Source organism: Pseudomonas sp. LB3P25 (assembly GCF_054897985.1).
Window position 1 is genome coordinate 3,581,642 of sequence record NZ_CM142711.1, and the last position, 24,500, is coordinate 3,606,141.

General features: G+C 59.8%; 16 protein-coding genes and 1 pseudogene. 12 read left to right on the plus strand and 5 right to left on the minus strand.

Annotated elements, in window-relative coordinates; all coding sequences use genetic code 11:
- Nucleotides 1-97: 97 nt before the first annotated feature.
- Nucleotides 98-1,198 carry an AI-2E family transporter gene (locus ACYZTW_RS16160; RefSeq protein WP_462000843.1) on the plus strand — a complete coding sequence of 367 codons (1,101 nt, stop codon included), beginning with the start codon at nucleotides 98-100 and terminating at the stop codon, nucleotides 1,196-1,198.
- A 15-nt stretch (nucleotides 1,199-1,213) separates the two neighbouring features.
- Here ACYZTW_RS16160 and ACYZTW_RS16165 read toward each other — a convergent pair whose 3' ends face one another.
- Nucleotides 1,214-1,354 carry a hypothetical protein gene (locus ACYZTW_RS16165; protein WP_462000844.1) on the minus strand — a complete coding sequence of 47 codons (141 nt, stop codon included), beginning with the start codon at nucleotides 1,352-1,354 and terminating at the stop codon, nucleotides 1,214-1,216.
- 358 nt (nucleotides 1,355-1,712) lie between these two features.
- Between ACYZTW_RS16165 and ACYZTW_RS16170 the strand changes: the two genes are divergently transcribed.
- The gene (locus tag ACYZTW_RS16170; protein WP_462000845.1) at nucleotides 1,713-2,177 is read left to right on the plus strand and encodes a MaoC family dehydratase; all 465 of its coding nucleotides are present in this window, start codon (nucleotides 1,713-1,715) and stop codon (nucleotides 2,175-2,177) included.
- 69 nt (nucleotides 2,178-2,246) lie between these two features.
- Complete coding sequence (locus tag ACYZTW_RS16175; protein WP_462000846.1) at nucleotides 2,247-3,431, plus strand: patatin-like phospholipase family protein; 1,185 nt, start codon at nucleotides 2,247-2,249, stop codon at nucleotides 3,429-3,431.
- 217 nt (nucleotides 3,432-3,648) lie between these two features.
- On the opposite strand, the gene ACYZTW_RS16180 is transcribed toward ACYZTW_RS16175, so the two are convergent.
- From ACYZTW_RS16180 to gfa, 3 genes are all read right to left on the minus strand, one after another.
- Nucleotides 3,649-3,975 carry a nuclear transport factor 2 family protein gene (locus ACYZTW_RS16180; protein WP_462000847.1) on the minus strand — a complete coding sequence of 109 codons (327 nt, stop codon included), beginning with the start codon at nucleotides 3,973-3,975 and terminating at the stop codon, nucleotides 3,649-3,651.
- A gap of 105 nt (nucleotides 3,976-4,080) precedes the next feature.
- Nucleotides 4,081-4,740: an MliC family protein gene (locus ACYZTW_RS16185; protein WP_462000848.1), complete on the minus strand. Its 660-nt coding sequence runs from the start codon at nucleotides 4,738-4,740 to the stop codon at nucleotides 4,081-4,083.
- A gap of 164 nt (nucleotides 4,741-4,904) precedes the next feature.
- Entirely contained in the window at nucleotides 4,905-5,483 is a 579-nt protein-coding gene (gene gfa / locus ACYZTW_RS16190) for an S-(hydroxymethyl)glutathione synthase (RefSeq protein WP_462000849.1), read from the minus strand.
- A gap of 460 nt (nucleotides 5,484-5,943) precedes the next feature.
- Here gfa and ACYZTW_RS16195 point away from each other — a divergent pair, with 460 nt between their 5' ends.
- The gene (locus tag ACYZTW_RS16195; RefSeq protein WP_462000850.1) at nucleotides 5,944-7,665 is read left to right on the plus strand and encodes a type I secretion system permease/ATPase; all 1,722 of its coding nucleotides are present in this window, start codon (nucleotides 5,944-5,946) and stop codon (nucleotides 7,663-7,665) included.
- Nucleotides 7,658-9,028: an HlyD family type I secretion periplasmic adaptor subunit gene (locus ACYZTW_RS16200; RefSeq protein ID WP_462000851.1), complete on the plus strand. Its 1,371-nt coding sequence runs from the start codon at nucleotides 7,658-7,660 to the stop codon at nucleotides 9,026-9,028. Before ACYZTW_RS16195 ends, ACYZTW_RS16200 begins: the two co-directional genes overlap by 8 nt.
- Before the next feature lie 270 nt (nucleotides 9,029-9,298).
- On the opposite strand, the gene ACYZTW_RS16205 is transcribed toward ACYZTW_RS16200, so the two are convergent.
- Complete coding sequence (locus tag ACYZTW_RS16205) at nucleotides 9,299-14,593, minus strand: M10 family metallopeptidase C-terminal domain-containing protein (RefSeq protein WP_462000852.1); 5,295 nt, start codon at nucleotides 14,591-14,593, stop codon at nucleotides 9,299-9,301.
- 538 nt (nucleotides 14,594-15,131) lie between these two features.
- Here ACYZTW_RS16205 and wrbA point away from each other — a divergent pair.
- The 7 genes and pseudogenes from wrbA to ACYZTW_RS16240 form a co-directional block, all read left to right on the plus strand.
- On the plus strand, nucleotides 15,132-15,734 hold the full coding sequence (gene wrbA, locus ACYZTW_RS16210; protein ID WP_123359376.1) for an NAD(P)H:quinone oxidoreductase: 603 nt from the start codon (nucleotides 15,132-15,134) through the stop codon (nucleotides 15,732-15,734).
- 234 nt (nucleotides 15,735-15,968) lie between these two features.
- Nucleotides 15,969-17,132, plus strand: coding sequence for a thiolase C-terminal domain-containing protein (locus ACYZTW_RS16215; RefSeq protein ID WP_462000853.1), 1,164 nt, complete (start codon nucleotides 15,969-15,971; stop codon nucleotides 17,130-17,132).
- Nucleotides 17,133-17,200: 68 nt separating this feature from the next.
- The gene (locus tag ACYZTW_RS16220) at nucleotides 17,201-19,030 is read left to right on the plus strand and encodes a DUF1302 domain-containing protein (protein WP_462000854.1); all 1,830 of its coding nucleotides are present in this window, start codon (nucleotides 17,201-17,203) and stop codon (nucleotides 19,028-19,030) included.
- Nucleotides 19,031-19,063: 33 nt separating this feature from the next.
- Nucleotides 19,064-20,425 carry a DUF1329 domain-containing protein gene (locus ACYZTW_RS16225; RefSeq protein ID WP_462000855.1) on the plus strand — a complete coding sequence of 454 codons (1,362 nt, stop codon included), beginning with the start codon at nucleotides 19,064-19,066 and terminating at the stop codon, nucleotides 20,423-20,425.
- 78 nt (nucleotides 20,426-20,503) lie between these two features.
- Nucleotides 20,504-21,580 carry a WD40/YVTN/BNR-like repeat-containing protein gene (locus ACYZTW_RS16230; protein ID WP_462000856.1) on the plus strand — a complete coding sequence of 359 codons (1,077 nt, stop codon included), beginning with the start codon at nucleotides 20,504-20,506 and terminating at the stop codon, nucleotides 21,578-21,580.
- A 36-nt stretch (nucleotides 21,581-21,616) separates the two neighbouring features.
- Nucleotides 21,617-24,052, plus strand: coding sequence for an efflux RND transporter permease subunit (locus ACYZTW_RS16235; RefSeq protein ID WP_462000857.1), 2,436 nt, complete (start codon nucleotides 21,617-21,619; stop codon nucleotides 24,050-24,052).
- A gap of 223 nt (nucleotides 24,053-24,275) precedes the next feature.
- Nucleotides 24,276-24,464 (plus strand): annotated as a pseudogene (locus tag ACYZTW_RS16240) (metallophosphoesterase family protein); the annotation flags it as partial.
- Between the last annotated feature and the right edge of the window lie 36 nt (nucleotides 24,465-24,500).

Sequence of the window (24,500 nt, forward strand, 5' to 3'; positions counted from 1 at the left end):
CGCTTCGCTTTCAACCCATCCAGCCACTTATCCAACTGAACGTCTATGCTGGGCTAACCGATCCCATACCTTTGCAGCGATCTGCAAGGAGGCAGCCATGGTGCCCACATCCAGCTCCGAAAAGGCGTTCACTCGCAGTCTGCTCGATGTTTTGATCCGTGCCGGGCTGATTGCCGTACTGGTGCTGTTCTGCTTTGAGATCTTCAGCCCGTTCCGCGACCTCATGCTGTGGTCGCTGATTCTGGCGGTCACCCTTTACCCGCTGCAACAGCGGCTCAAGGGGCCGCTGGGCCAGAAAGACGGCCGCATTGCGACGCTGATTGTGCTTTTCGCCATCGTTATTCTCATGGTGCCGGTCTATCTGTTGGGCACCTCGATGGTCGATTCGGTCGAGCATGCCATGACCACCGTCAAGGACGGCAGCTTCCATATTCCGCCACCCGCCGATTCAGTCGCTGCCTGGCCGTTAGTGGGCAAGTCTGTCTCTGCTTTATGGCTGCAGGCCTCAACCGATCTTCCCGAGCTGGCAGCGAAGTACCTACCGCAAATAAAACATTTCAGCGTGAGCTTCTTGGGCAAACTCGCCGGTGTCGGCATGGGGTTCCTCACCTTTATCTTTGCGTTGATCATCGCCGGCATTTTCATGGCCTATGGCGAGAGCGGCAGCCGCAGTGCGGTACAAATCGCGACCCGCGTCAGCGATCCGGGCAAGGGGCCGAAAATTGCCGAACTGTGTACCGCCACGATCCGTGCGGTCGCTTTGGGAGTGGTCGGCATCGCCTTCATCCAGATGCTGCTGGTGGGCCTCGGTTTCGTGCTCAAGGGTGTCCCCGGTGCCGGTCTGCTTGCCTTGGCGGTGCTGCTGCTCGGCATCATGCAATTGCCGGCGACGCTGATTACACTGCCCGTGATTGCTTTTGTGTTCGCCACCGAGGGGGCCAGCACGGCGACCATTATTTTCGCCATTTATGTGTTCGTTGCCGGCCTGGTGGATAACGTACTCAAGCCATTGCTGCTGGGGCGCGGTGTCGATGTGCCGATGCCGGTGGTATTGATCGGCGCCCTGGGCGGCATGGTCACAAGCGGTATCCTCGGCCTGTTCATCGGCCCGGTGGTGCTTGCGGTCGGCTATCGGTTGTTCTGGCAATGGGTGGAGGATCAGCCGCAGGACAGACCGGACGTCCCGCCGACGTTATGACTGCCCTGGCTTGCGCTAGCATGAAAGATGTTCAGGCCACTCGCCCTGACGAGCAGGGCTGCCACCATGACTGCACAGAATCATCAACTGCTGGACCAGGTGCTGATCGCCCATGGTGGTCTGGAACGCTGGAACCACTTCAGATCGCATTGCCATCGAAACCACCGAGGGCAAGGTGATTGCCGAGCGATCAGCGCCCAGGGAATCCTTTCGCGGTCACGGGGAACAGACTCACTGGGATCCACTGCACCGTGCGTACTCCAACGGTTATGCGCTCTGGTCCTACCTGACCATGCCTTTTCTGTTCACCTTGCCGGGAGTCATGAGCGAGGAAGTCGAGCCCTTGCAAGAGGGACCACAGCGCTGGCGACGATTACGGGTGACCTTTCCCGAGAACACATGCCCGGCAAACGGCGTGCCTATCGGCGCGAGGATGACGGCCAGGCCGACAAGAATGACGTGCTGGTGGCTATCGACCTCAGCGACATCAGCTACGCCTAGAGAGGGTTGAATCATGACCATCCATTCCTGGGAAAAACTCTACCTCGATGACCTGAGCCTGGGTCAGCAGTTCGAAAGCGACAGCTTGCGTGTCCATCGAGCGTCGATGCTGGCCTTCGCTCAGGAGTTCGACCCGCAACCGTTTCACCTCGATCCCGAACTCGCCGAGCTGAGCCTGTTCCGTGGTCTGGCAGCCAGCGGCTGGAACACCGCAGCCCTGACCATGAAGCTGCTGGTGGAAAGCGTGCCGTTGGCAGACGGGATTATCGGCCTGGGCATCGAATTGAGCTGGCCGACGCCGACCTACCCGGACGATCTGTTGCGTCTGCAATGCACCGTGCAGGCCATCGAGCCGTCCAGCTCCAAGCCGGACCGGGGCGTGGTGACCCTGTTCATGGAAACACTCAATCAGAATGACAAGGTGGTGCAGCGAGCCACCGGCAAACTGCTGGTATTCAGAAGACCGGCGCCTGATTGAGAAGGCAGTCATGGGTGTGTGGAGCGTGCGTGATGGGCTCTGTCGATTGCAGGGGGCGGAGGAGGAATCTTGAAACAATTCGTGCTCAGACCTAGTGCCTCAACGCTGAACATGTTGCGTCAAGCGTGCCTGCAACGCCGTGATGCGGTGCCGCCAACGTTAACCGAAAAAGCGCTCATCCCTGGCATTCCAGATGCTCGCTACTGGCTGGACCAAAATCTGACCCCGTTCATTCGGGATGTGAGTCAGGCCAACATTCGAGAGGCTGAGGCGCTCGCCAGCGCAGGGATGCCCAATGACACCCTGCCGCTGGCGAGCATGTTGGCCGTTTCGGGGGGCGGCGACGCCGGCACATTCGCGGGGGGCATCATTGCGGGATGGACCCTGCATGGGTCTCGACCGGTGTTCAAAGTCGTCACCGGCATTAGCGCTGGCGCCCTGGTCGCCCCGTTCGCCTACCTGGGGCCCCAGTACGACGGTGTCATTCTGGGTATCTGCAACGCAGTCGGTCCAAAAGACATTTTCCATCCGCGCAATGTGCTGACCCGTCTTGCCAGTGACGGTATCGCGCACAGCAAGCCACTGTCGCGGCTCATTGCACAGCACATCACTGCCGAGGTTCTTGCGGCGATCGCGTCGCAATACGCCAAAGGACGTCTGCTGATGATCGGCACCACCGACCTTGATTCAGGACGCCCGGTCACCTGGAACATGGGCGCTATTGCCTCCAGCCAGGCACCAGGCGCGCTCGACCTGTTTCGCAACATTATGATCGCGTCGATGAGTATTCCCGGCGCCGTCTCACCCGTCATGATCGATGTGGAGGTTGACGGTCAACAGTTTCAGGAAATGCACGTGGACGGAGGTGTCCTGACTCAGGTGTTCCTTTACCCACCAGGCACCGTCATGGAGCTGAACCGCGTGACCGGGGCGCGTTTGCGTGATGAACGGCATTTCTATGTCATTCGCAACGGCAAACTGGAGCTGCAGTGGTCCGGAACGAAGCGCCGCACCTTGAGCATCGGCGGTCGCGCCATCAGCGCATTGATCCAGACTCAGGGGATCAGCGATCTGGATCGAATTTACCGAATTGCACAGCAGGATGGCGCGGACTTCAATTTGGCGTACATCGGCTCCGATTTTGATATTTCTCGCAATCATCGATTTGATGGCGAGTACATGAAGCGCTTGTTCGATTACGCCTTTCAACTCAGCGCGAAAGGGTATCCGTGGCATAAATCGCCAACTACGTGAGAAAGGGCCGGCGCTCTGCCTAATTAACGCGATCTGTAGCAGCTGCCGAGCCCGCGAGGCTGCGTTCGGCTGCATAGCAGTCGTGAGTCCGGCTGACGCGGTATGCCTGACATACCGCAATGACTGATTTTACGACTGCTTCGCAGCCGAACGCAGCCTCGCGGGCTCGGCAGCTGCTACAAAAGTGTCGCGGCTGAAATTGCTTAACTGACTGGCATCAGGAAATATCCAGAGACGCGATCTTGCCTTCGGCGAGTTCGAAGGTGTAGGTGAGCTCGACAGGGCTGCCAGGAAAGTTTCCGCTTAGCCGGGCGAGCAGGGTAACGGTCTGTCCTTCCTGTGAGCTGCTCAAGGGTTCGACGCTGTATTGGTACTTGGCCTGGGAATCTTGCTTCCAGGTTTTGATCGCCTCCAGTCCTTTGTACGTCCGGCTTTCGTCGCGCACCACGGCATCTGTGGCGAAGCAGCGGTCCAGCATCCCGGCGTCGTGACTCTTCTCCGCTGCAAGGTAGCTGGCGATGGGTTCAGGCAATTCGATGTTCATATTGCGCTACCTCTATGGTGTGAGATTGCTCCACCGACATACTCACTCTTTGAGCCAGAGCTTCTCGCGCCGCTCGCAGGCGTCAATCAATCGCGCCAAAAAAAATCAGCTGACCGGCTCGACCGTACAACTCATTTCTCTTGTGCCTGGCATCTGGAAAAGGACAATGTTGCCGTCTTGCCAGAAGCGGTAGTTCCCACGGTAATCCTTGCCCGTGTATTGGGTTCCCGAATCACTCGGCACCTGGCTCAGGGTGATCGAGGTGTTCGCCCATTTCAGGTACACGACACCCGGCTGCGTGGTAAAGAAGGTGGCGGCAATCAGCGCGTTAAACCCTGCACAACGAAACGCCAGGGGGCCTTCGGTGAGTCTGTCTGGATCTTTGGTTCGCACAATGGCCGAGCCTTGACGTAGCTGATGCGCGCGCTCGGCATAACTTCGGATCGTGCACGCTTTGGGCTCAGGCTCCGAGGCACACTGATTGCGGGCGTCGATCCAGAACTGCTGGTCGATCACGATTTTGTCTGGCCGCGGTACTGAATGTTCATCCGTGAGCGCCAGGCGATAAAGACGCGTCAGTTCGATATCCATCTGCGCCAGTTGCGGATCGCGACAGATAAGCTTTTCGACGGATGCTCTTGCCGCGGCGCAGTCGAAGCTGGTCTTGAAGATTTTCGAAGGGGACGCAGCATTCGCACAGGTGCTCGTCGCCGTGCACACGCTGGCAGCGAGCAGACAGGTGAAAAGGATCGTGACCGTTTTCATGTTGGCTTCACCCAGATCATTACGTGATGCCCGGATTGCCGTGGGACATATCGGTCCGTTGAACAGTCATTCATTCGCATTGGGTGTATCGCAGTGTAAGTCAGTGCTCAAAAACTGCCACACCGCGGCCGCGGTCCGACGAAGAAACCGCGGCGGCCGATCAATCAGGCGGCGGGGAGCACGCCTTTCTGTTTGGCGACATGAGTCGCCATTGCATCCATCAAGTCCGGGGACAGGCAGTCATAGGGCTCCAGGCCGATCGAGCGCAGGCGCTCACGGATGGCCTTCATTTGCGCTGGCGGTGTGCCGGTTTCGATGAGGGAGGACACGAACGCTGCGAAGCCCGGCGCAGCCCATCCTCTCTGGGGAGAGAGCTCGGTGTGGACGAAGTCCAGGCCATAAAACGCATGGTCCTTGTTCTCGATGCGCCCGAAGAGATGGGCGTGGCACTGCTTGCAGGCGTGCCGCTGGATGGTGGCGGTTTCGTCGACAATTGCCAGTTTTTCAGCGTGGGCAGTGACGCTGACCTTATCCCGAGGTACTACGGCAATGACGGCGAATGTCGCGTTTTGCGGTTTCCAGCATTTGCTGCAGCCGCACGCGTGGTTATACAGGGTTTGTGCGTCGATTTTGACCTCGACCTTGTCGGTCGCACACAGGCATTGCAGGGTGCCACCTGTGAAATTCTCGGCGGCGGGTTGGATACCATTGTCCAGTGCAGGGTGAAGTTTCAAGGTGCTCACGTTGGCGTCTCCGTTTCAGGGTGTCAGACGAAAGTGCCTGGGGCCGTGCACCAGGCGACGGTGCAGATCGATTGCCTTCATGCATCAGGTCGAACGCTTCGTTGATTCGCTCCAGCGGCATGGGTGTGAGTGACGAAAGACGCCAATTCGAGCTAGCCATTCATCGCATCCTAGACCATCTTCGGCAACTGGGTGCGGCCTTTGACGCCTCCAAACGCTGAGACTTTGATGGTGCCGCCATTGGCCACTATTCCCGCCCGTCACCCACATGAAAACCCAGTCCGTCGAACCGGCACTAACCCGTGGTTGCGTTGTCAGTTATTGGCGCCTGTAGCGACGAGGGTCGTCTCTGATAGCGGCACGTCAGGCTACGTTTAGTGTTCTCTCCATTGCCTTAGGGCAAAAAAACTCGCGATGGATTGCGTCTTGGACCGACTATTCCTTTTGCGGGCGACACTCTATGGGTTTGCTTCTCGATCCGCGTCATGACATTGATGCCGCTTTATTAAGCTATCGCCGGGTGTTCTGGTCGCTGGCGCTGTTCAGTGGCGTGATCAACCTGCTGGTGCTGGTGCCGTCGCTCTACATGATGCAGGTGTACGACCGGGTCCTCACCAGCCGCAACGAAACCACCTTGCTCATGCTCACCTTGATCGCCCTGGGACTGTTCATGTCCAGCGCCCTGATCGAGTGGGTACGCGGCGAGGTGATGATTCGCATGAGCGCGGGGCTGGACGATGCCTTGGGCGAGCGGATTTTCGACGCCGCCTTCGCCCGCAGCCTGCGCGAGCACAACGCCAACCCGGCTCAGGTGCTCACCGATCTGGCGACGCTGCGGCAGTTGATCACCGGCCAGGGCCTGATCGCCTTGCTCGATGCGCCGTGGTTGCCAATCTTCCTGCTGGTGGCGTTCATCTTTCATCCCTGGTTCGGTGTTCTGACGCTGGTTCTGGCCCTGGTGCTGATCGGCCTGGCGCTGTGGGGCGAACTGGCGACTCGCACGCGCTTGGGCGAAGCCAATCGCCTGGGCGTGCAATCGTCGATCTATCTAAACAGCACGTTACACAATGCCGAAGTCATCCAGGCCCTGGGCATGCTCGGGCCGTTGCGCCAGCGCTGGAGCCTGCTGCAGCAACGCATCATTGCCGCCCAGTCCCATGCCAGCGACCGCGGCGCGCGTATCACGTCGACGACCCGTTTCGTGCGCATCTCCGGACAGTCGCTGGCCCTGGGGTTGGGGGCGTTGCTGGTGCTTGAAGGCCAATTGTCGGCGGGCATGATGATTGCGATGTCGCTGCTGCTGGGGCGTGCCCTGGCGCCCGTGGAAATCGCCATTGGCTCGTGGAAGCAATTCAACTCCGGCCGCCAGAGCTACCAGCGCCTGAGCCAACTGCTTGCCCAGCATCCGCGCGAGCGCCTGCGCATGCCATTGCCACCGCCCACCGGCGCGGTGCGCCTGGAGCAGTTGTATGTCGGCCCGCCCGGCGCCTCGCAACCGATCCTGCGGGGCATCAATTTCAGCCTGGCCAAAGGTGATGTGCTCGCTGTCGTCGGCCCCAGCGCCAGTGGTAAATCAACGCTGGCCAGAGCGCTGGTCGGGGTATGGCCGGCCATGGGCGGGTCGGTGCGCCTGGACGACGCCGAGATCAGTCAATGGTCCCACGACGCCCTGGGTCCGCACCTTGGATACCTGCCGCAGGACATCGAGCTGTTCGACGGCAGTGTGGCCGACAACATTGCCCGCTTCGGCGAGCAGGACGCCGACAAGATCATCGCCGCCGGGCGTCACGCCGGCATTCACGAGATGATCCTGAGGTTCCCCAAGGGTTATGACGCGCCGCTGGGCCCCGGCGGGCTTGGCTTGTCCGGTGGACAAAAGCAACGCATCGGCCTGGCTCGCGCGCTCTATGGGCGCCCGTCGCTGATCGTGCTCGATGAGCCCAACTCCAACCTCGATGACGCCGGAGAGCGGGCGCTGGTGCAGGCCATTCGTGCGCTCAAGGCTGCTGGCAGCACCGTGGTGCTGATTACCCACCGGCCTAGTGTGCTGGCGGTGGTCGATCACATCCTGGTGCTCAAGGACGGCACTCAACAAGTATTCGGTCCACGGGATCGGGTGCTCAAGGCATTGATGCCGGGGCCAAGACCGGCCGTGGTCAGGGAGGCTGGCAAAGATGCGTGATTCGACCCCTGGGGCACAAACGTACAACGAGCAGGGGCTGAGCGTGCGCGGCGCCACAACGCTACCCTGCGCCAGTACTGACGCCGGGGGGGCGGCCCGCTATGGTGTGGGTTTCCTGGTCCTGACGCTGGGTGGCTTCCTGCTCTGGGCCTGCCTGGCGCCGCTCGACCAGGGTGTCGTGGGCAGCGGCACCGTGGTGGTGGCGGGCGAACGCAAGGCTGTGCAGTCGTTAGTCGGTGGGGTGGTGGAAAAGCTGCTGGTCAGCGATGGCGACCGCGTCACCCAGGGACAATTGCTGGTGCAGCTCAATACGGTACAGGCGCAGTCGCAACGGGACGTGACCCTGGGCAAGTTGCTCAACGATCGCAGCGTCGAGGCGCGGTTGATTGCCGAGCGCCTGGGCTCAGCCGAGATCCAATGGCCCGCTGAACTGCTGGAACGCGCCGACGAGCCTCCGGTCAAGGCCGCCATGGCCTTGCAGAGCCAGTTGTTTCTGACCCGCCGCGCAGAACTGGGTAGCCGCTTGCAGATCATCGAACACGAAGCTGCGGCATTGCAGCAGCAATTGCTCGGCTACGAAGGCGTCAAGCGCAACTACGACACGCAGATGCGTTTCCAGCAGCAGGAGCTGGAAGGCCTGCGTAATTTGGCCCGTGAAGGCTACGTTCCGCGCAACAAACTCTTCGAGGCCGAGCGCAACACAGCCCAATTGGCCGGGCAGATTTCCTCCGGGGTGGGCGATGTCGGCAGGACCCGCCAGGCGATCAACGAAAGCCGGCTCAAGGCCTTGCAGGCGCAGCAGGAATTTCGCCGCGATGCCGAAACCCAGCTCAGTGAGGTCTCCGCCGAGGCGGCAGGTTATGCCGATCAGATTCATGCCTTGCAGTTTGAAGTCGACAACGGTGCGATCCGTGCGCCGGTGTCCGGGCAGGTCATGGACGTGAGCATTCATACGGTCGGGGGCGTTGCGCAGGCCGGCCAAACCCTGATGCAGGTGGTGCCGCTGGATGCGCCGATGGCGATCACCGCGCGTTTCGAGCCGCTGATGGCCAATAAGTTGCGCCCGGGTCTGCCGGTGCATGTGCATTTCACCGCGCTGCAACGGGTGGATACGCCGACGGTCACCGGCACGGTGACTACGGTGTCGGCGGACCAGTTGATCAATGAACAGACGCACCAGCCGTACTTTTCCGCCAAGGTCGAAATTCCCGCCGACACCGTCGCCTCGCTGCAGGCCGCCGGCCTGCTGGTGCGCCCCGGCATGCTCGCCGATGTCACGGTGGTGACGGGGGAACGCACCTTGATGAATTACCTGATGAAACCTTTGCGTGAACGCTTGCTTGCGGCTTTCAAAGAGGAATGAGCATGACCGCCGTGGCGAGGGGATTTATCCCCGTAGCGGCGCCAAGGAAGCCAATTGAAGTCAGCCTGACACACCGCGATGGCAGATTTCAGGGCTGCTTCGCAGCCCAACGGGGATAAATCCCCTCGCCACATTGGGTCTGTGGTTAGGGGCTGTGGTGGTCTTTGATTTTTCGGGCACTGCAATTCCCTTGCTCGCGATAGCGGTGGATCAATCAGCATCCATGCTGAATGTACCGCCGTCTTCGCGAGCAGGCTCTCCCACATGAGGTCAGGCTGTAAAGTCGCTGGCGTGCAGCTCCTTGACGCCCAGCAGTTCGAATTCGAACTCAGGGGTGGCGTCAGCGTTGACACTGCCAGATAGGATGCCATCGGCAAAGCGCAGTTGGCCGGTGGCGTTGGTGGGGTCGAAGGCGTTGCTGCCGATGAACGTGAAGGCGTCGACGGTGGCGGTCAAGGGGTTGGCGTCCAGGCCGGTAAGGTCCAGATGATCACCCTCGGTGGTCTTGAATCCGCTGATCACATCGCGCAAAGCCCCGACGCCCATGTCCGACAGGGCACCAAACGCGTAGGTGTCTGCGCCAGTGCCGCCGGTGAGGTTGTCGGTGCCTGCACCGCCGATCAGCCGGTCATCGCCCGAACCGCCCACCAAAGTATCGTTACCCGCACCACCGTTCAGAACGTTCGCTGCGCTGTTGCCCGAGAGACTGTCGGCGTAGGCGCTTCCCGTCACGTTTTCAAAGAATTTCAGGGTGTCGAGCCCGGAACCCACGGTGTTTTGTTGGGCGGACGTCGAGAGGCTTACGGTAACCCCCGCCAAGGCACGCTCAAAGGACACCGTGTCATTGCCATCGCGCCCGTCCAGCACGTTGTTGCCGGCACCGGCGAACAGCGTGTTGTCCAGCGCGTTGCCCGTGCCGTTGGCGGCACCCGCACTGTCGATATACAGATTCTCGACGTTGTTGCCGAGGGTATAGGCCGCCAGGGTGCTGTGCACGCTGTCGATCCCTCCAGCCACCACATTGCTGTTGGTTTCGATCACGGTGTCGTCGGCGTTGTCGACATAGTAGGTGTCGTTGCCATTGCCGCCGCTCATGCTGTCGCCCCCTGCGGCACCATCGAGCACGTTATTGGCGGCATTGCCGGTGATGAAGTTGCTCCGCTCATTGCCGGTGCCGTCGATCTCCGACACGCCGGTGAGCACCAGGTTCTCGAGATTGGCGCCAAGCGTCCAACTGACCGAGGCCAGCACCGTATCGATCTGCGAGGTCGAGGTGTTGGTTTCCACCACGCTGTCGAACGCGTTATCGACCACATAGATGTCGTTGCCATCGCCACCGGTCATGGTGTCGGCGCCCAGGTGACCATCCAGTGTGTCGTTGCCCGAAGTGCCCACCAGGGTATCCGCCTGGTCGGTACCGGAAATCATCCCGCGGTTGTTGAAAATGTCCTGCACGCTGTTGTTGTCGCTGGGGTTGCCTTGGAAGCCAAGGTCATTGGCAATGTAGTCGGCCAGGCGCTGGCCGACGATCTCCGCCGACTCCTCGTGCAGGTGCCAGACGTCGTCGGGATACACCAGCGGATCGACTTCGTAGCGCAAGGGGAGGTCGGTGTAGTCCACCGCCAGCTTGACGTCGGCGCGCTCGGCGGCGATGGCTTCCTGGGCGGCGCGGACATAGCCAACCCCCTCGACGATGGAGGCTATCTTCTCTTCGGAATAACCACGGGCACGCGCCGCATCCTGCTCGTAGTGACCGGTTTCCATCATGTACACGCTGAAGTTGCCGAGCTGGGCATGCAGGTAATCAAACACCTTCAGGGTCGCGGCCTTGTAGGCCGCTGCCGCCGCTGGTTTGTCCGTGGCGCGGCCGATCTCCTGGGCGCCTTCCTCGCCCTGGCCCCAAATGATGCCCATGGTGACGTTATCGATGGATTGCAGTTCGGTGAGCTGGTCCCGCAGCAACCCTACGGCACGCAACAGCGCAGGCCCGGGTTGGTTGGTGTCGGTCAGCCACCAGCACAACTTGAGTTCCTCGGCGCTGAGAGTCGACAGGCCGGTGACCGTGCTGCCGCCCACCGCGATGTCGATGCCGTTGCCATCGGCATCGGTGAACTGGCTGCGCACGTCATAGGGGGTGTAGCGGTCCAGGTCCTTGACCAGCATCGAGGTGCCGGACTGATCGTCGTCCTCCGTCATGCGCATCAGGCGCGCATTGGATTGGCCGAGGGTGGGCAGGTAGAGGATGTCCTGCTGGGCGTGCTCGCCGAACACGAAGTCGCTGGCGGTCAGGGTGTTGAGGTAGTTGCCGTTGAGGGCGATTTCGAAGCGATTGCCATCGGCGTCGGCCGCGGCGGATTTGATGTAGGTCTTGTCGCCGGCCGCGTTGAGGGTCATGTACAACGTGCCATTGCTGCCATCGCCGAGGCCGGTAAAGCCAAGGCCCGAAACATTGATCTTGTCGACGCCCACGGTGAAGTCATAAATCGTGTCGGTGGCCGTGACACCGCCGGTGTCGTAGTCGCGGTAGCTGTCGAGCACGTTGGTGTAGCGGAAGGTGTCGGCACCGTCGCCGCCGTACAGCGAGTCGCGTCCGGCGCCGCCGTCGACGGTGTCCGCGCCGGTGCCGGCCTTGATCGTGTCGTTGCCACCGAGGCCGAGGATCAGGTCCGCATCCGCCGTGCCGTTGAGGGTTTCGGCGTTGTTGGTGCCGGTGACGGTGTTGGCGGGCGCATCGGCCGCGAAGACAAAATGACTCGCCGTCAGGCTGTTCACCAGGTTGCCCACCAGCGACACTTCGAAGCGGTTGCCGTTGGCGTCGGCGGTGAGATCCTTGAGGTAGGTGCGGTTGCTCGAAGCGCTGTAGGTCACTTGCAGCGTGCCGTTCAGGCCATTGCCCAGGGCCGTGTACCCGAGCGCGGAGACATCGATCTTGTCGGCGGTCACGTCGAAATCGAGGATCTGGTCACTGGCGCTGGTGGAGCTGGTGCGGTAGCTGTCGAGTTTTGAGGTGTAGCGGAATACGTCGGCACCCGCGCCGCCGGTGAGTTTGTCCACGCCGGTGCCACCGACCAGGATGTCGTTGCCGGCGCCGCCATTAAGGGTGTCGTTACCGGCGCCACCGAACAGTTGTTCGTTGGCAGCGGTGCCAGTCAGCGTGTCGTTGTTCGGCGTGCCATTGATCACAGTGGGTGCGGCCGGTACGTCCTGTACGGCCAGGGTAAAGCTGTCGCTGACGGTTGCATTGCTGCCATCGGACGCGGTGACCTGAATGGAGTAAGTGCCCGATGCCGTGTCGCTTGGCGTGCCGCTGAAGGCACGGGTGGCGGCGTCGAAGGTCAGCCAGCTGGGCAGGGCGCTGCCATTGGCCAGTTTGGCGGTGTAACTGAGGCTGTCGTTATCCGGATCGGTAAAACTGGTGGCCGGCACCACGTAGCTGAACGGGGTATTTTCGCTGGCGTTCTGATCCAGCAACGCCGTTGCCACCACCGGCGCATGGTTGACCGTTGGCGAAGTGGCAAAGACGAAATTGGCGCTGGTCAGCTTGTCGAGGTAATTGCCGTCCAGCGCCACCTCGAACCGGTTGCCATTGGCGTCGGCGGTCAGGGACTTGATGTAAGTCTTGGTGCCGGCACTGTTGAGCACCAGGTACACGGTGTTGTTCTTGCCATCCCCCAGGCCGGTGAAACCCATGGCCGAGAGGTCGATCTTGTCGGCGGTGATATCGAAATCGGTGATCAGGTCGCCAAGGTTGGCACCGCCGGTGTTGTAGTTGCGGTAACTGTCCAGGCGATTGGAGAACACAAAGATGTCCGCTCCGGCGCCACCGGTGAGGGTGTCCATACCGGTACCGCCGTCGAGCTTGTCGTCGCCCGCGCCGCCACTGAGGCTGTCGTTACCCGCCAGGCCGAGCAGGGTGTCGGCCGAATCGCTACCCAGCAGCGAGTCGCTGCCGCTGGTGCCGGTGACCACATGATTGAAGATGAAATTGCTGGCGGTCAGCGTGCTGGCCAGGTTGCCCGAGAGAATTAACTCGAAGCGATTGCCGCTGGCGTCGGCATCGTAGTCCTTGATGTAGGTGCGGTCGTTGCTGGCGCTGTAGCTGACCTGCAGGGTGCCGCCGCGGCCATTGCCCAGGCCGGTGAAACCGAGGCCGGCGAGGTCGATCTTGTCCTGGGTGACGTCGAAGTCGGTGATGGTGTCATCGAAGCTTGCGGTTGCGTTGCGGTAACTGTCGGACTGGGCGATGAAACGGAACGTATCGGCACCCGTGCCGCCGGTGAGTTTGTCGATGCCTGCACCGCCCACCAGAATGTCGCCACCGGCCCCGCCATTGATAGTGTCGTTGCCGGCTGCGCCATAGAAAATCTCGCTGGCGGCGCTGCCCAGCAGGGTGTCGTTGCCAGCCGTACCTTGCACGGTGGTCATCGGCACCGTGGCGCTGACGTAGCTGCCGTCACCATAGACCAGCGTGGCACCGTTGCTGGTGTGACTGATGGTGTTGCCAATAATGGCGTTGCGATCGGTGCCGTCTTCATTGCGCTCTGCAACACCGTAGGTCGACAGGTTGCTGCCGCTGATGATGTTGCCCTGGATCGTGTTGTCGCTGCCGTTGAAGTACTTGCCGGACACGCCCAGGGTGTCGTCGTAGGACTGGATGATGATTTCCGGTACGGGGTTGCCCAGGGAATTGTTGGTGAGCGTGTTGTCGATGATCTCGACGTGGTTGCTGCCGTAGATGCGGATCCCGGCGCTGGTGTTGTCGTGAATGTCGACGCCGCTGACGGTCACCTCGCTGGACAGTTTGATCAGCACCCCTTCGGCGCCGTTGCCGTACACCTCGCCACCGGTGATGGTGATGTTGCTGGGGGAGGGGATGTTCTCGCTGCCGCGCTGCACCACGATGCCATTACCGCCATTGTTGTAGGCAACGTTGTTGGTGAGGGTGAAGTCGTGGGTACTGGTGACGACGTTGAAACCGTGGCGGTCATTGTCGTAGGCGACGTTGTTTTCGAAGGTGCTGTCGCTGAGGAAGTCAGCAACGAAGCCGTCCAGGCCATTGCCGTGGGACACGCTGTTCTTGATGACCATGTTGACGGTCTGCTCGTGGGGGTCAAAACCGTACCCGGAGCAATCCTTGATCTCGACGCTGTCGAGGGTGACGTTGGAGTCGTGGCCTGCTTCGCCGGGAATGTAGCCGTTGAACCAACCGTCGATCTTGCCGGTGGTGTGGTCGCGGTTACCGTCGATGGTGAGGTTGCTGACGCCAAAGTCGTGGGTTTCCTCGCCGTAGGCCGAGCGGATGACACCCGTGATCTTGGTGTCGGAGCCGTCAGCCACCTTGACGGTGGATTTGCCCATGCCGTCGCCGTACAGGTAGACGTTGCTCTTGAGCATCAGGCAGCCGTCGGAGGGTTCCTCGCCTCCCGAAACGATATAAGTGCCGGTCGGCATATACACCTGCCCCCCGCCTGCGGCGGCGGCCGCATCAATTGCACGTTGTATCGCCGCCGTGTCGTCAGTGATGCCATCTCCTTTGGCGCCAAAATTTTGCACATTGAAAATCATGAGCTTATCTCCGTATCAGGCTAATACCTCGGAAGATGCCAATATTCCATCGACAGCCACCGTGTTATGACCCAACGGAGCGCAAAAGTTGTGACCACATATCGGGGAAGTGTCAAAAAACCGCACTAACTGATCAGCGGTTGTGAGTTGTTTCGAAAGAGTAATGTTCTGTTGACGCTCGCTCAGTTAGCGAGCGATTCCCTGTGGGAGCGGGCTCGCGAAGACCGTTCAGGTTTGATCATGAGATGTGCCTCGGCATGGGTATTGAATATTCATGCCGAGGTGTTGAAGGAACCTGTCATTGCAGGTTTTCAATGGAGGGGGGAGGGGCAATAAAAGCGTCTCGGTCTGCCAGCAGGCAGCATACGGAGCTGCTAGTGTTAAGTCCGCATGCCGTCAACGTCTCTGCATTCGGGTGGGTGTGAGCCGCAGTTTTGTTCATGACCAGCGCTACACCTGCCGCTGTTGTTCGTTGGCAGTGGTGTAATCCAAGATCTTCCTAATCCATCGAATGGCGCTTAATCCAGGAGAAAAAATCATGGCGAAGGTACTGGTTCTCTATTACTCAATGTACGGTCACCTCGAAACGATGGCTGGCGCAGTGGCCGAAGGCGCACGATCCGTACCCGGCACCGACGTGACGCTCAAGCGTGTCGCTGAAACCATCCCGGCCGAACAGGCAGCAGCCATCGGCGTCAAACTTGATCAGAAGGCACCGGTGGCGACACCTGACGAGCTAGCCAATTACGATGCCATCATCTTTGGTACACCGACGCGCTTTGGCAATATGGCCGGACAGATGCGCACGTTTCTCGACCAGACCGGCGGACTGTGGATGAGCGGTGCGCTGGTCGGGAAAATCGGCAGTGTCTTTGCGTCGACCGGCACCCAGCACGGTGGCCAGGAAACCACTATTACGTCGTTCCACAGCACACTCCTGCATCAGGGGATGGTCATCGTGGGTGTGCCTTACACCTGCGCAGGGCTGACCAATATGAGCGAGATCACCGGCGGTACGCCCTATGGCGCGACCACCCTGGCAGGCGCCGACGGTAAACGCCAACCGTCACAAAATGAACTGGATATTGCGCGTTTCCAGGGTAAACACGTCGCTGAGCTTGCAATAAAGATCGCGGGTTAACGCAAGCACGTAAATGGGCGCATGTTGCAGGACAGGAGTCGAGCTTCGCTGGCCTGTGTAATCCCTTCCTTCTAGTGTTGTAACCCTGAGGTGATCCGTTCGGATCATCTTTTTACTCCCCCAATCTGATTTCAAGCCCACCCCCCCTGACGATGGGGGGGACGCTGATCGGCTACGCAATAGTCTGGACTCAACAAGAGTGTGGCGCGTATCGACTGGCGGGGAGCAAGGCATATGACTGAACGAGTGCTGATCGCCGGCGTGGGTATGGCGCCGTTTCTACCGCTGGGTGGCTGTGACAGTCACGCAGCGTTGGCGGGCCAGGCCATACGTTCGACGCTGGACGATGCACGAATCGACTATGACCTGGTCGATCAGGTCTTTACCTCGTGCGTGCAGGGTGACGCCTCTATCGGAGAACAGCTGCTGTCCCGGATCGGCTATTCGGGCATCCCGGTTTTCAGCCTCAGCGATGGATGTGCGTCGGCCAGCAGCGCCTTCCAACTGGCCCGCAACAGCATTCTTTGCGGTGAAGCCGAGTGTGTTTTGGTCGTGGGTGTCGAGTGCATGCCCGCACGGATTTCCACTCGTGAGTTTTTTGGCTTGAAGGATCCTGCTGGCGATCAGGTCAGGCACGAAGGGCAAGCCAGGGATTCCATCGTTTTACTAGAGCGTCGAGAGCATCCAGCCGTACTTTTTGCGGCTCAAACCAGTTGGCTGTTGACTCGAATGGGCATCTCCGAGCGTTGTTTCGATGACGTGCTGAGTCGGGCGAGGGCTCAAGCCGCGATCAATCCCAACGCTCTGTTGAACCGCATTCCGGATCGTGATGGCTGGCTCCCTCCCTACCTTTGTCCGCCGGCCTGCGGCGCGGCGGCGGTCTTGATCTGCACCCCGGCCTTCGCCCTGCGCTTTGGCGCTCGGGCTGACGTTAGCGTTCTGGCGAGTGCCAGGGGCAGCGACTGCATGTCGGAACAAGAGTCCGGCTGTGTGCTGGATGTGCTGGGACGGGCGACTACCCGGCGCGTGGCGCAGCACGCCTATCAGCAGGCTGGCCTGGGGGCCGAGGACATCGATGTGGTTGAGCTGCACGATCAAAGCGTTGGTGACTTCATGGTCAACAGTGCGGCACTGGGCTTTTGCCAAGAGGAAGAGATCGACCGTTTCGTACAGCTCGGTCATTGCCTGAAAGGGCAGATGAATGCGGTGTGCCCATCGGGCGGGCTACTGGGACGTGGACACGCCCCGGGTGCCACCGGTTTGGCGCAATTGGTCGAGCTGGTCTGGCAACTGCGTGGCACGGCCAAGGGCCGGCAGATTGCAGGTGCCCGCACGGCACTCCAGCACAGTGCCGCGCTGGGTCGATCCGTGTCGGTAACGCTTTTGCAGCGCACTTGATCGCGATCTTCGCGAGCGGTGAATTCAACCCAAGTTTTTCGTAAACCAAAGAGCAGGTGGCAAGTTAGATGAACAAAAATAATAAGATCTGCCATGCAAACCTCCGCAAGGGGTTGCTGACTTCAGCCATCCTGGCGGGTCTGGGCATAACACCGGCACACGCACTGGAAATCGACACCGGGAACGAGGACCTGGCGGTTCGCTTCGACAACACCGTGAAGCTCAACTACGCCCAGCGTGTGGAATCAGCCAACAGCAAATTGGCCCATTCATGGAACAACAATGACGGGGATCGCAACTTCTCCTCCGGCAGCGCGGTTTCTCAGCGCATGGATGTGCTTTCCGAACTGGACGTTGTTTACAAGCAGAAGGTTGGCTTTCGTGTCAGTGCTAATACCTGGTACGACCATGCCTACGACGATGTCGGCAGTGATAACGCATCGACCAACCAGCTCAACAGTGGTGTGCCAGACTCCCGACACCAAAGTGGTTACGCCGACCGTTACTACAACGGTCCTTCTTCTGAAATCCTCGATGCCTTCGTTTTTGGCAGCACGGAAGTTGGCGATGAGTCGCTGCTCAGCGGCAAGGCAGGCAAGCACACCCTCTACTGGGGCGAGAGCCTCCTGGCCTTTGCACACGGCAACAGTTACGGGCAATCCGGGCTCGATCTTTCCAAGGCGCTGGCGGTACCCGGAACGGAAGCCAAAGAGCTGTTCATCCCGCGCAATCAGTTGTCCACCAGCTTCACGCTCAACCCGGAACTGACCGTCGCCGCGCAATACTTTCTGGATTGGGACGCCGCGCGACTGCCGGAATCAGGCACCTACCTTGGCTTCAACGACGGCATCCAAAATGGTGGGCACAACCTGTCGTTGATTGGTGCACAAAATCCTCGCTTTGGTACGCCCGGCCCATTGGGTGCCAATCAGTTTTTGCGGCTTTCCAACGGTCACACCTTCACTCCGGACAAGCACGGCGACTTCGGTTTGATGGCTAAGTGGAGCCCGGACTGGCTGCAAGGCACGCTGGGTGTCTACTACCGCAAAACCTCCGACATTTTGCCGAACCTGGCCTTGCAGCCAACGGCTGTCGGTCCTGCGCAACTGATCTCCGGCAACATCGGCAGCTACAACCAGTTTTACGTCGATGACATCGATATCTATGGCATCAGCCTGTCGAAAAGCCTCGGTGGGGTCAGCGTCGGTTTCGACCTGAACTACCGCGAGAACATGCCCCTGGCCAGCGTCGCCGGCACCGTCAGCCCGGCCGCGGCAGCCGCCGGTTTGCCAGGTTTCATTGGCAGCTTCAACGGCGAAAACGGCGTGGCCCGCGGCAACACCGTGCATGCGGTGCTCAACGGCCTGACCACCTTTGGCGACACGCCGGTCTGGGACAGTTCTTCGCTGCTGGTCGAGCTCGCTTACAGCCGCTGGCTGGACGTGACCGAGAACAAACAGCTGTTCAAGGGCGAGGATTGGTACCACGGCACCGACAAGGTCACCAAGGACAACTACATCATCGGCGTCAACTTCAACCCGACCTGGTATCAGGTGTTCCCCGGCATCGATATGTTCATGCCGATGACTTACAACGTCGGCCTTAATGGCAACTCCGCCGTCCAGTTAGGCGGCAACGAAGACGCTGGCAGTTATTCGGTGGGTGTCGGCATGGACGTCCACAACCAGTATCGCTTCGACCTGAAATACGTGGACAACTTCGGTCCATTCGACACGTGCAGCTCGCCAGGCAGCGCTGGCAGTCAGGGAGACGGTGCTGCACCAGGTGCCAACGGGCAATACAACTGCGTACCGGGGCAGACCACTGCCTTTGGCGGTACTCAGTCTCAGCTCAAGGATCGGGGCATGGTCACTTTGACGTTCAAAACGACCATTTGATCGAAGTCTTTGCTTGATAGCAGGAGTCACTCCATGAAGTTCGTAAATTCTCTATTGTTCTCTGCCTTGACCGTCGCCCTCGCAGGCGCGGCACACGCAGCCGTTTCCCCGGACGAAGCGGCAAAACTCGGCAGCAGCCTGACAGGCGTCGGCGCTGAAAAGGCCGGCAACGCCGACAACACCATTCCGGCCTATACCGGCGGCCTCACCACGCCGCCAGCCGGTTACCAGTCGGGCAGTTCATTTCGTCCAGACCCTTATGAGGCTGACAAGCCGCGTGCCGTCATCGATGGCAAAAACATTGCTCAGTACGCCGACAAACTGACCGCCACCACTCAAGAGTTGCTCAAGCGTTACCCGACGTTCCGTGTCGATGTGTTCCCTACCCATCGTAGCGTTGCGCTGCCGCAACGGTTGCTGGATAACACCGCGAAAAACGCCGTCGGCACCAAAACGCTTGAGAGCGGTGTCGCACTGGAAAATGCGCTGCCGGGCATTCCGTTCCCGATCCCGAAAGATGGCTATGAGGCCATGTGGAACCACCTGCTGCGTTATCAGGGTTACGCCACTAACTTCAAATACGACTCTTGGAACGTCGACGGTTCCGGCAAGGCGATTCTGGCCACGACCGGTAACGCCTATCTCGAATACCCGCTCTACGATCCGAAACGTACGGACCCGGCAAAAGAGAGCGATCTGTTCTTCAAGACCAAACTCTATTACCAGGCCCCGGCCCGCCGCGCGGGTGAAGCCATCCTGGTGCAGGATGCCGTCAACCCTCTGAAAATGGAGCGTCGTGGCTGGCAATACCTGCCGGGTCAGCGCCGTATAAAACTCGCGCCGGACATCGCTTACGACACCCCTAACCCTGGCTCGGCCGGTGCCTCGACCTATGACGATGCCTGGGTGTTCAACGGCGCACTGGACCGCTACGACTTCAAACTCGTCGGCAAGAAGGAAATGATCATTCCTTACAACACTTACAAGCTGAACTATCACAAGGAAGCGGCGGATATCACCACCGCACATCACGTCAATCCGGACTTGATGCGCTGGGAGTTGCACCGTGTGTGGGTCGTTGAAGCCACGCTGAAACCGGGCAAACGCCACATCTACAGCAAACGTACCTTCTACCTCGACGAAGACAGCTGGATTGCCCTGGCCTCGGATGAATACGACGCCAGCGGCAAGCTGTACCGCGGCTCCTTTGCGCACCTGGCTTACAGCTATGACGTGCAGGCACCGAACTCCGACAACCACATGATTTATGACTTTGTTTCCGGCAGCTACAACATCACCGGCATCTACGGCCCGTATGGCGGCATCAAGTACATCGACCCGCTTTCGAAAGCGCAGTGGGCACCTGAGTCATTGGCTGGCACGGGCATTCGCTAAGCCATAAACGCAGGTGTTTTTTTGTCGCCGACAGTGTTCCTCGCACTGTTCGGCGGCTTTTTTTGCCGAGTAAACCTCATGAATACATTTAGATGGATAACGCTGGCTGCGCTAGGCGTGGCATTGGCCGTGCCATTTACCAGAGCCGTGGTCGCCGCGGACTTTGTCGATACGTTGTCGAGCCCGGCGATTCAGAGTGAAAAGGCCATTGACGGGATGTTCACTGGGTTGGCCAGTGCGGGTAAACGCCTGATCGCCGTGGGCCAGCGAGGCCATATTTTTTATTCCGATGATGCCGGCGTCCGCTGGCATCAGGCGCAAGTGCCGGTGAGTTCCGACCTGGTGGCCGTGCAGTTCCCAAGCCCGACGCAGGGCTGGGCCGTCGGGCACGACGGCATTGTGCTGCACAGCAACGACAGTGGTGAAACCTGGAAGCGCCAGCTCGATGGCCGTCAGGTCGGGCAGATCATGCTCGAACACTATCAGCGCCTGGCAGCGCAACAACCGGATGACGCCGCCAGTACTTTGTTATTGGGTGAAGCTCAACGAATGATCGATGAAGGGGCGGACAAACCCTTTCTGGACGTGTGGTTCGCTGATGAGAAAACCGGCTACGTCGTCGGCGCGTTCAACCTGATTTTTCGCACCGACGATGGCGGGCAGACCTGGGTTCCGTTGATGGAGCGTACAGACAACCCGGGGGCGCTGAACTTCTATGGGATGCGTGCGATCGGTGATGACGTGTTCATTGTCGGTGAGCAAGGCCTGGTGCTGAAACTGGACCCGACGAGTCAACGATTCGTCAGCGTTCCCACCCCCTACAGCGGCAGCTATTTCGGCATCACCGGCAAGCCGGGGACTGTGTTGGTTTATGGCCTGCGGGGCAATGTTTACCGCAGTGTCGATCACGGCACGAACTGGGAAAAAGTTGAGCTGGGTTTGTCATCCAGTATCACCGCGAGCACGGTCACTGCAGACGGTCGAATCATTCTGGTCAGCCAGGCAGGTCATGTGCTGATCAGCTCGGATGACGGTGCCAGCTTTACGCAAAAGTCACAAGAACGCTTGGGGCCGGCTGCTGCGGCGCAAGCCATCGGGTCAGGCTCCGTGGTGGTCGCGGGTGCCCAGGGTTTGCGCCAGCTGCCCTTCGAATGAGCCCACTTCACATAATAAAAAGAGACGAGCCACGTCATGGGTAACTACAACCTCGATACGATGCCGGTGATCCGAGAGCTCAAGGGCTTCGATGCACGTTCCGGCAATTTCCTTGAACGCCTGATTTTCAACAATCGCCTGCTGGTGGTGCTGAGCTGCCTGATCGTGACGGTATTGCTGAGCTATTTCGCCGCCACTCGGCTGACGCTCAATGCCAGCTTCGAAAAGATGATTCCGCAGAGTCAGCCGTACATCAAAAACTACCTTGAGAATCGCCAGTTGCTACGCGGGCTGGGCAATACGGTTCGGGTGGTGGTGGAAAACACCGACGGCGACATCTATGACCCGAAATACCTGGAGGTGCTCAAGCAGGTCAACGACACGTTGTTCCTGACGCCGGGTGTGGACCGGGCCTGGATGAAGTCTTTGTGGACGCCGGCCGTTCGCTGGACTGAAGTCACGGAGGAGGGCTTCCGTGGCGGCCCGGTCATGCCGGACTCCTACGACGGCTCGGGCAGTGGCGTCGAGCAGCTGCGCTTGAACATTGCCCGCTCCGGCATCATCGGCAGTCTGGTCGGCAACAACTTCAAATCGACCATGATTGTGGTACCGCTGCTGGAGAAGGATCCGGTCACGGGCGCCGCCATCGACTATCACCGTTTTTCGCGGATGCTCGAAGAACAACTGCGTGACAAGTTCGAGTTTGCCGGCAGCAGCGCGGTACACAAGGCGGGTGAAGAGGGCAAGGGCCCGATCAAAATCCGCGTGATCGGATTCGCCAAACTGGTGGGCGATCTGATCGATGGCCTGCTGCTGATCATGATGTACTTTGGCGCGGCAGCGCTGATCGCCACCGCCATCATCTATGCTTTCACCCGTTGCGTGCGCAGCACCACGTTGGTGATTTTGTGCTCAGTGGTCGCGGTCGTCTGGCAACTGGGTTTGATCACTTTGTTCGGTTACGCGCTCGACCCGTTTTCGATTCTGGTGCCGTTTCTGGTGTTCGCCATTGGCGTGTCCCACGGTGCGCAGAAAATGAACGGGATCATGCAGGACGTCGGTCGCGGCACTCACCAATTGATCGCCGCGCGCTATACCTTCCGCCGGTTGTTCCTGGCCGGACTGACCGCGCTGCTGGCCGATGCCGTGGGCTTCGCGGTGCTGATGCTGATCGACATTCCCGTCATCCAGGATCTGGCCGTCACCGCGAGCATTGGCGTGGCGGTGTTGATCTTCACCAACCTGGTGTTGCTGCCGGTGCTGCTGTCTTATTGGGGTGTCAGCCCGAAAGCGGCGGCGCGCAGCTTGCGTCAGGAAAACAAGGAGCTCAAAGGCAAGGGGCTCGGCAGTCTGTGGAACCTGCTCGACCGTTTTACCGAACGCCGCTGGGCGACGGTGGCGGTGGTGGTTGCGGGGTTGATGGCGGTGGGTGGCTTCGTGGTCAGCACGCACTTGAAGATCGGTGACCTCGATCCGGGTGCACCTGAGCTGCGTGCGGACTCGCGCTACAACCGCGATAACGCCTACATCACGGCCAACTACTCACTGTCGAGCGACCAGTTCGCGGTGATGGTCAAAACCGCCAGCGAAGGCTGCCTGAAGTACGAAACCCTGGTGGAAGCGGACCGCCTGGGCTGGTTGCTGCAACAGCAACCGGGGGTGCAGACCACCGTGTCGCTGGTCAATGCGGTGCGGCAAATCACGGCGGGGTCCTACGAGGGCAACCCGAAAATGCTGACCATCGCCCGCAACCAGAACGTGCTCAACTACGGCGCGCAACAGGCCTCGGTGAACAACCCGGAGTTGTTCGACAACGATTGCTCGATGATGCCGGTGATCGCTTATCTCTCGGATCACAAGGCTGAAACCCTCGATCATGTGGTGAAGGTTGCCGATCAGTTCGCCCGCGAACACAGCAATGGCGATCGCCAGTTCATGCTCGCGGCCGGCAGCGCCGGGATCGAAGCCGCTACCAATATCGTCGTACGTGATGCCAACCGCACCATGCTGTTTTATGTGTATGGCGCGGTGATTGTGCTGTGTTTCATCACCTTCCGCAGCTGGCGTGCCGTGGTGGTGGCGGTTGTTCCATTGATGCTGACGTCGATTCTCTGCGAAGCGTTGATGGTCTGGCTGGGTATGGGCGTGAAGGTCGCCACCTTGCCGGTGATCGCCCTGGGCGTCGGTATCGGTGTCGATTACGCGCTGTATCTGCTCAGTGTTCAACTGGCCCAACAACGTGCGGGTCTGTCATTGACCGAGGCGTACAAAAACTCCGTCGCGTTTACCGGCAAGGTCGTGGCGCTGGTGGGTATCACGCTGGCCGCAGGTGTGATCACCTGGGCCTGGTCGCCGATCAAGTTCCAGGCGGACATGGGCATCCTGCTTACGTTCATGTTCATGTGGAACATGATAGGGGCGTTGGTACTGATTCCTGCGTTGTCGCACTTCCTGCTCCGACGCGCATCTTAATACGCAAAAAAAAAGAAGCCCGGCACGCAATACGCTGCCGGGCTTTTAGTTTGCGGCATGGAACGATCTTCTACTTGTCGAAGGAGCGGACGGTCGCAATCAAGTGGACACGTCAGCAAATTGGGACGGGGTGGGGGAGGCTGTGGATTCAACAAGCCGATGCAACAGATTGGCTAAATATTTCATTGGACGCTTGGTTAAACGGTTTCTGATTTTTGAGCTGCTCGATGCAGGTATCAAGCGGGTGATCACCGCCCATTCGCACTAGCCACGCATCGAATGGCGTGACGAACAGCTCTACCCGAAACCGGACAGCACGGGAACGCGGCGCTTCAAACTTCCGGTGACGTTGGCTCTGCTTGAGGTGTTTGAGACCTCAATCGAGCCGCGTCTGGTCTCGCTATTGGAATGAGTTTTTCTTGGACTGTCTTGGCAAGAAACACATTTC

Bases quoted from the DNA above. Each gene is read 5' to 3' on its own strand.
- ACYZTW_RS16160 (WP_462000843.1), top strand. From the start codon at position 98: ATGGTGCCCACATCCAGCTCCGAAAAGGCGTTCACTCGCAGTCTGCTC.
- ACYZTW_RS16165 (WP_462000844.1), bottom strand. From the start codon at position 1,354: ATGGCAATGCGATCTGAAGTGGTTCCAGCGTTCCAGACCACCATGGGC.
- ACYZTW_RS16170 (WP_462000845.1), top strand. From the start codon at position 1,713: ATGACCATCCATTCCTGGGAAAAACTCTACCTCGATGACCTGAGCCTG.
- ACYZTW_RS16180 (WP_462000847.1), bottom strand. From the start codon at position 3,975: ATGAACATCGAATTGCCTGAACCCATCGCCAGCTACCTTGCAGCGGAG.
- ACYZTW_RS16185 (WP_462000848.1), bottom strand. From the start codon at position 4,740: ATGAAAACGGTCACGATCCTTTTCACCTGTCTGCTCGCTGCCAGCGTG.
- ACYZTW_RS16195 (WP_462000850.1), top strand. From the start codon at position 5,944: ATGGGTTTGCTTCTCGATCCGCGTCATGACATTGATGCCGCTTTATTA.
- ACYZTW_RS16200 (WP_462000851.1), top strand. From the start codon at position 7,658: ATGCGTGATTCGACCCCTGGGGCACAAACGTACAACGAGCAGGGGCTG.
- ACYZTW_RS16205 (WP_462000852.1), bottom strand. From the start codon at position 14,593: ATGATTTTCAATGTGCAAAATTTTGGCGCCAAAGGAGATGGCATCACT.
- wrbA (WP_123359376.1), top strand. From the start codon at position 15,132: ATGGCGAAGGTACTGGTTCTCTATTACTCAATGTACGGTCACCTCGAA.
- ACYZTW_RS16215 (WP_462000853.1), top strand. From the start codon at position 15,969: ATGACTGAACGAGTGCTGATCGCCGGCGTGGGTATGGCGCCGTTTCTA.
- ACYZTW_RS16220 (WP_462000854.1), top strand. From the start codon at position 17,201: ATGAACAAAAATAATAAGATCTGCCATGCAAACCTCCGCAAGGGGTTG.
- ACYZTW_RS16225 (WP_462000855.1), top strand. From the start codon at position 19,064: ATGAAGTTCGTAAATTCTCTATTGTTCTCTGCCTTGACCGTCGCCCTC.
- ACYZTW_RS16230 (WP_462000856.1), top strand. From the start codon at position 20,504: ATGAATACATTTAGATGGATAACGCTGGCTGCGCTAGGCGTGGCATTG.
- ACYZTW_RS16235 (WP_462000857.1), top strand. From the start codon at position 21,617: ATGGGTAACTACAACCTCGATACGATGCCGGTGATCCGAGAGCTCAAG.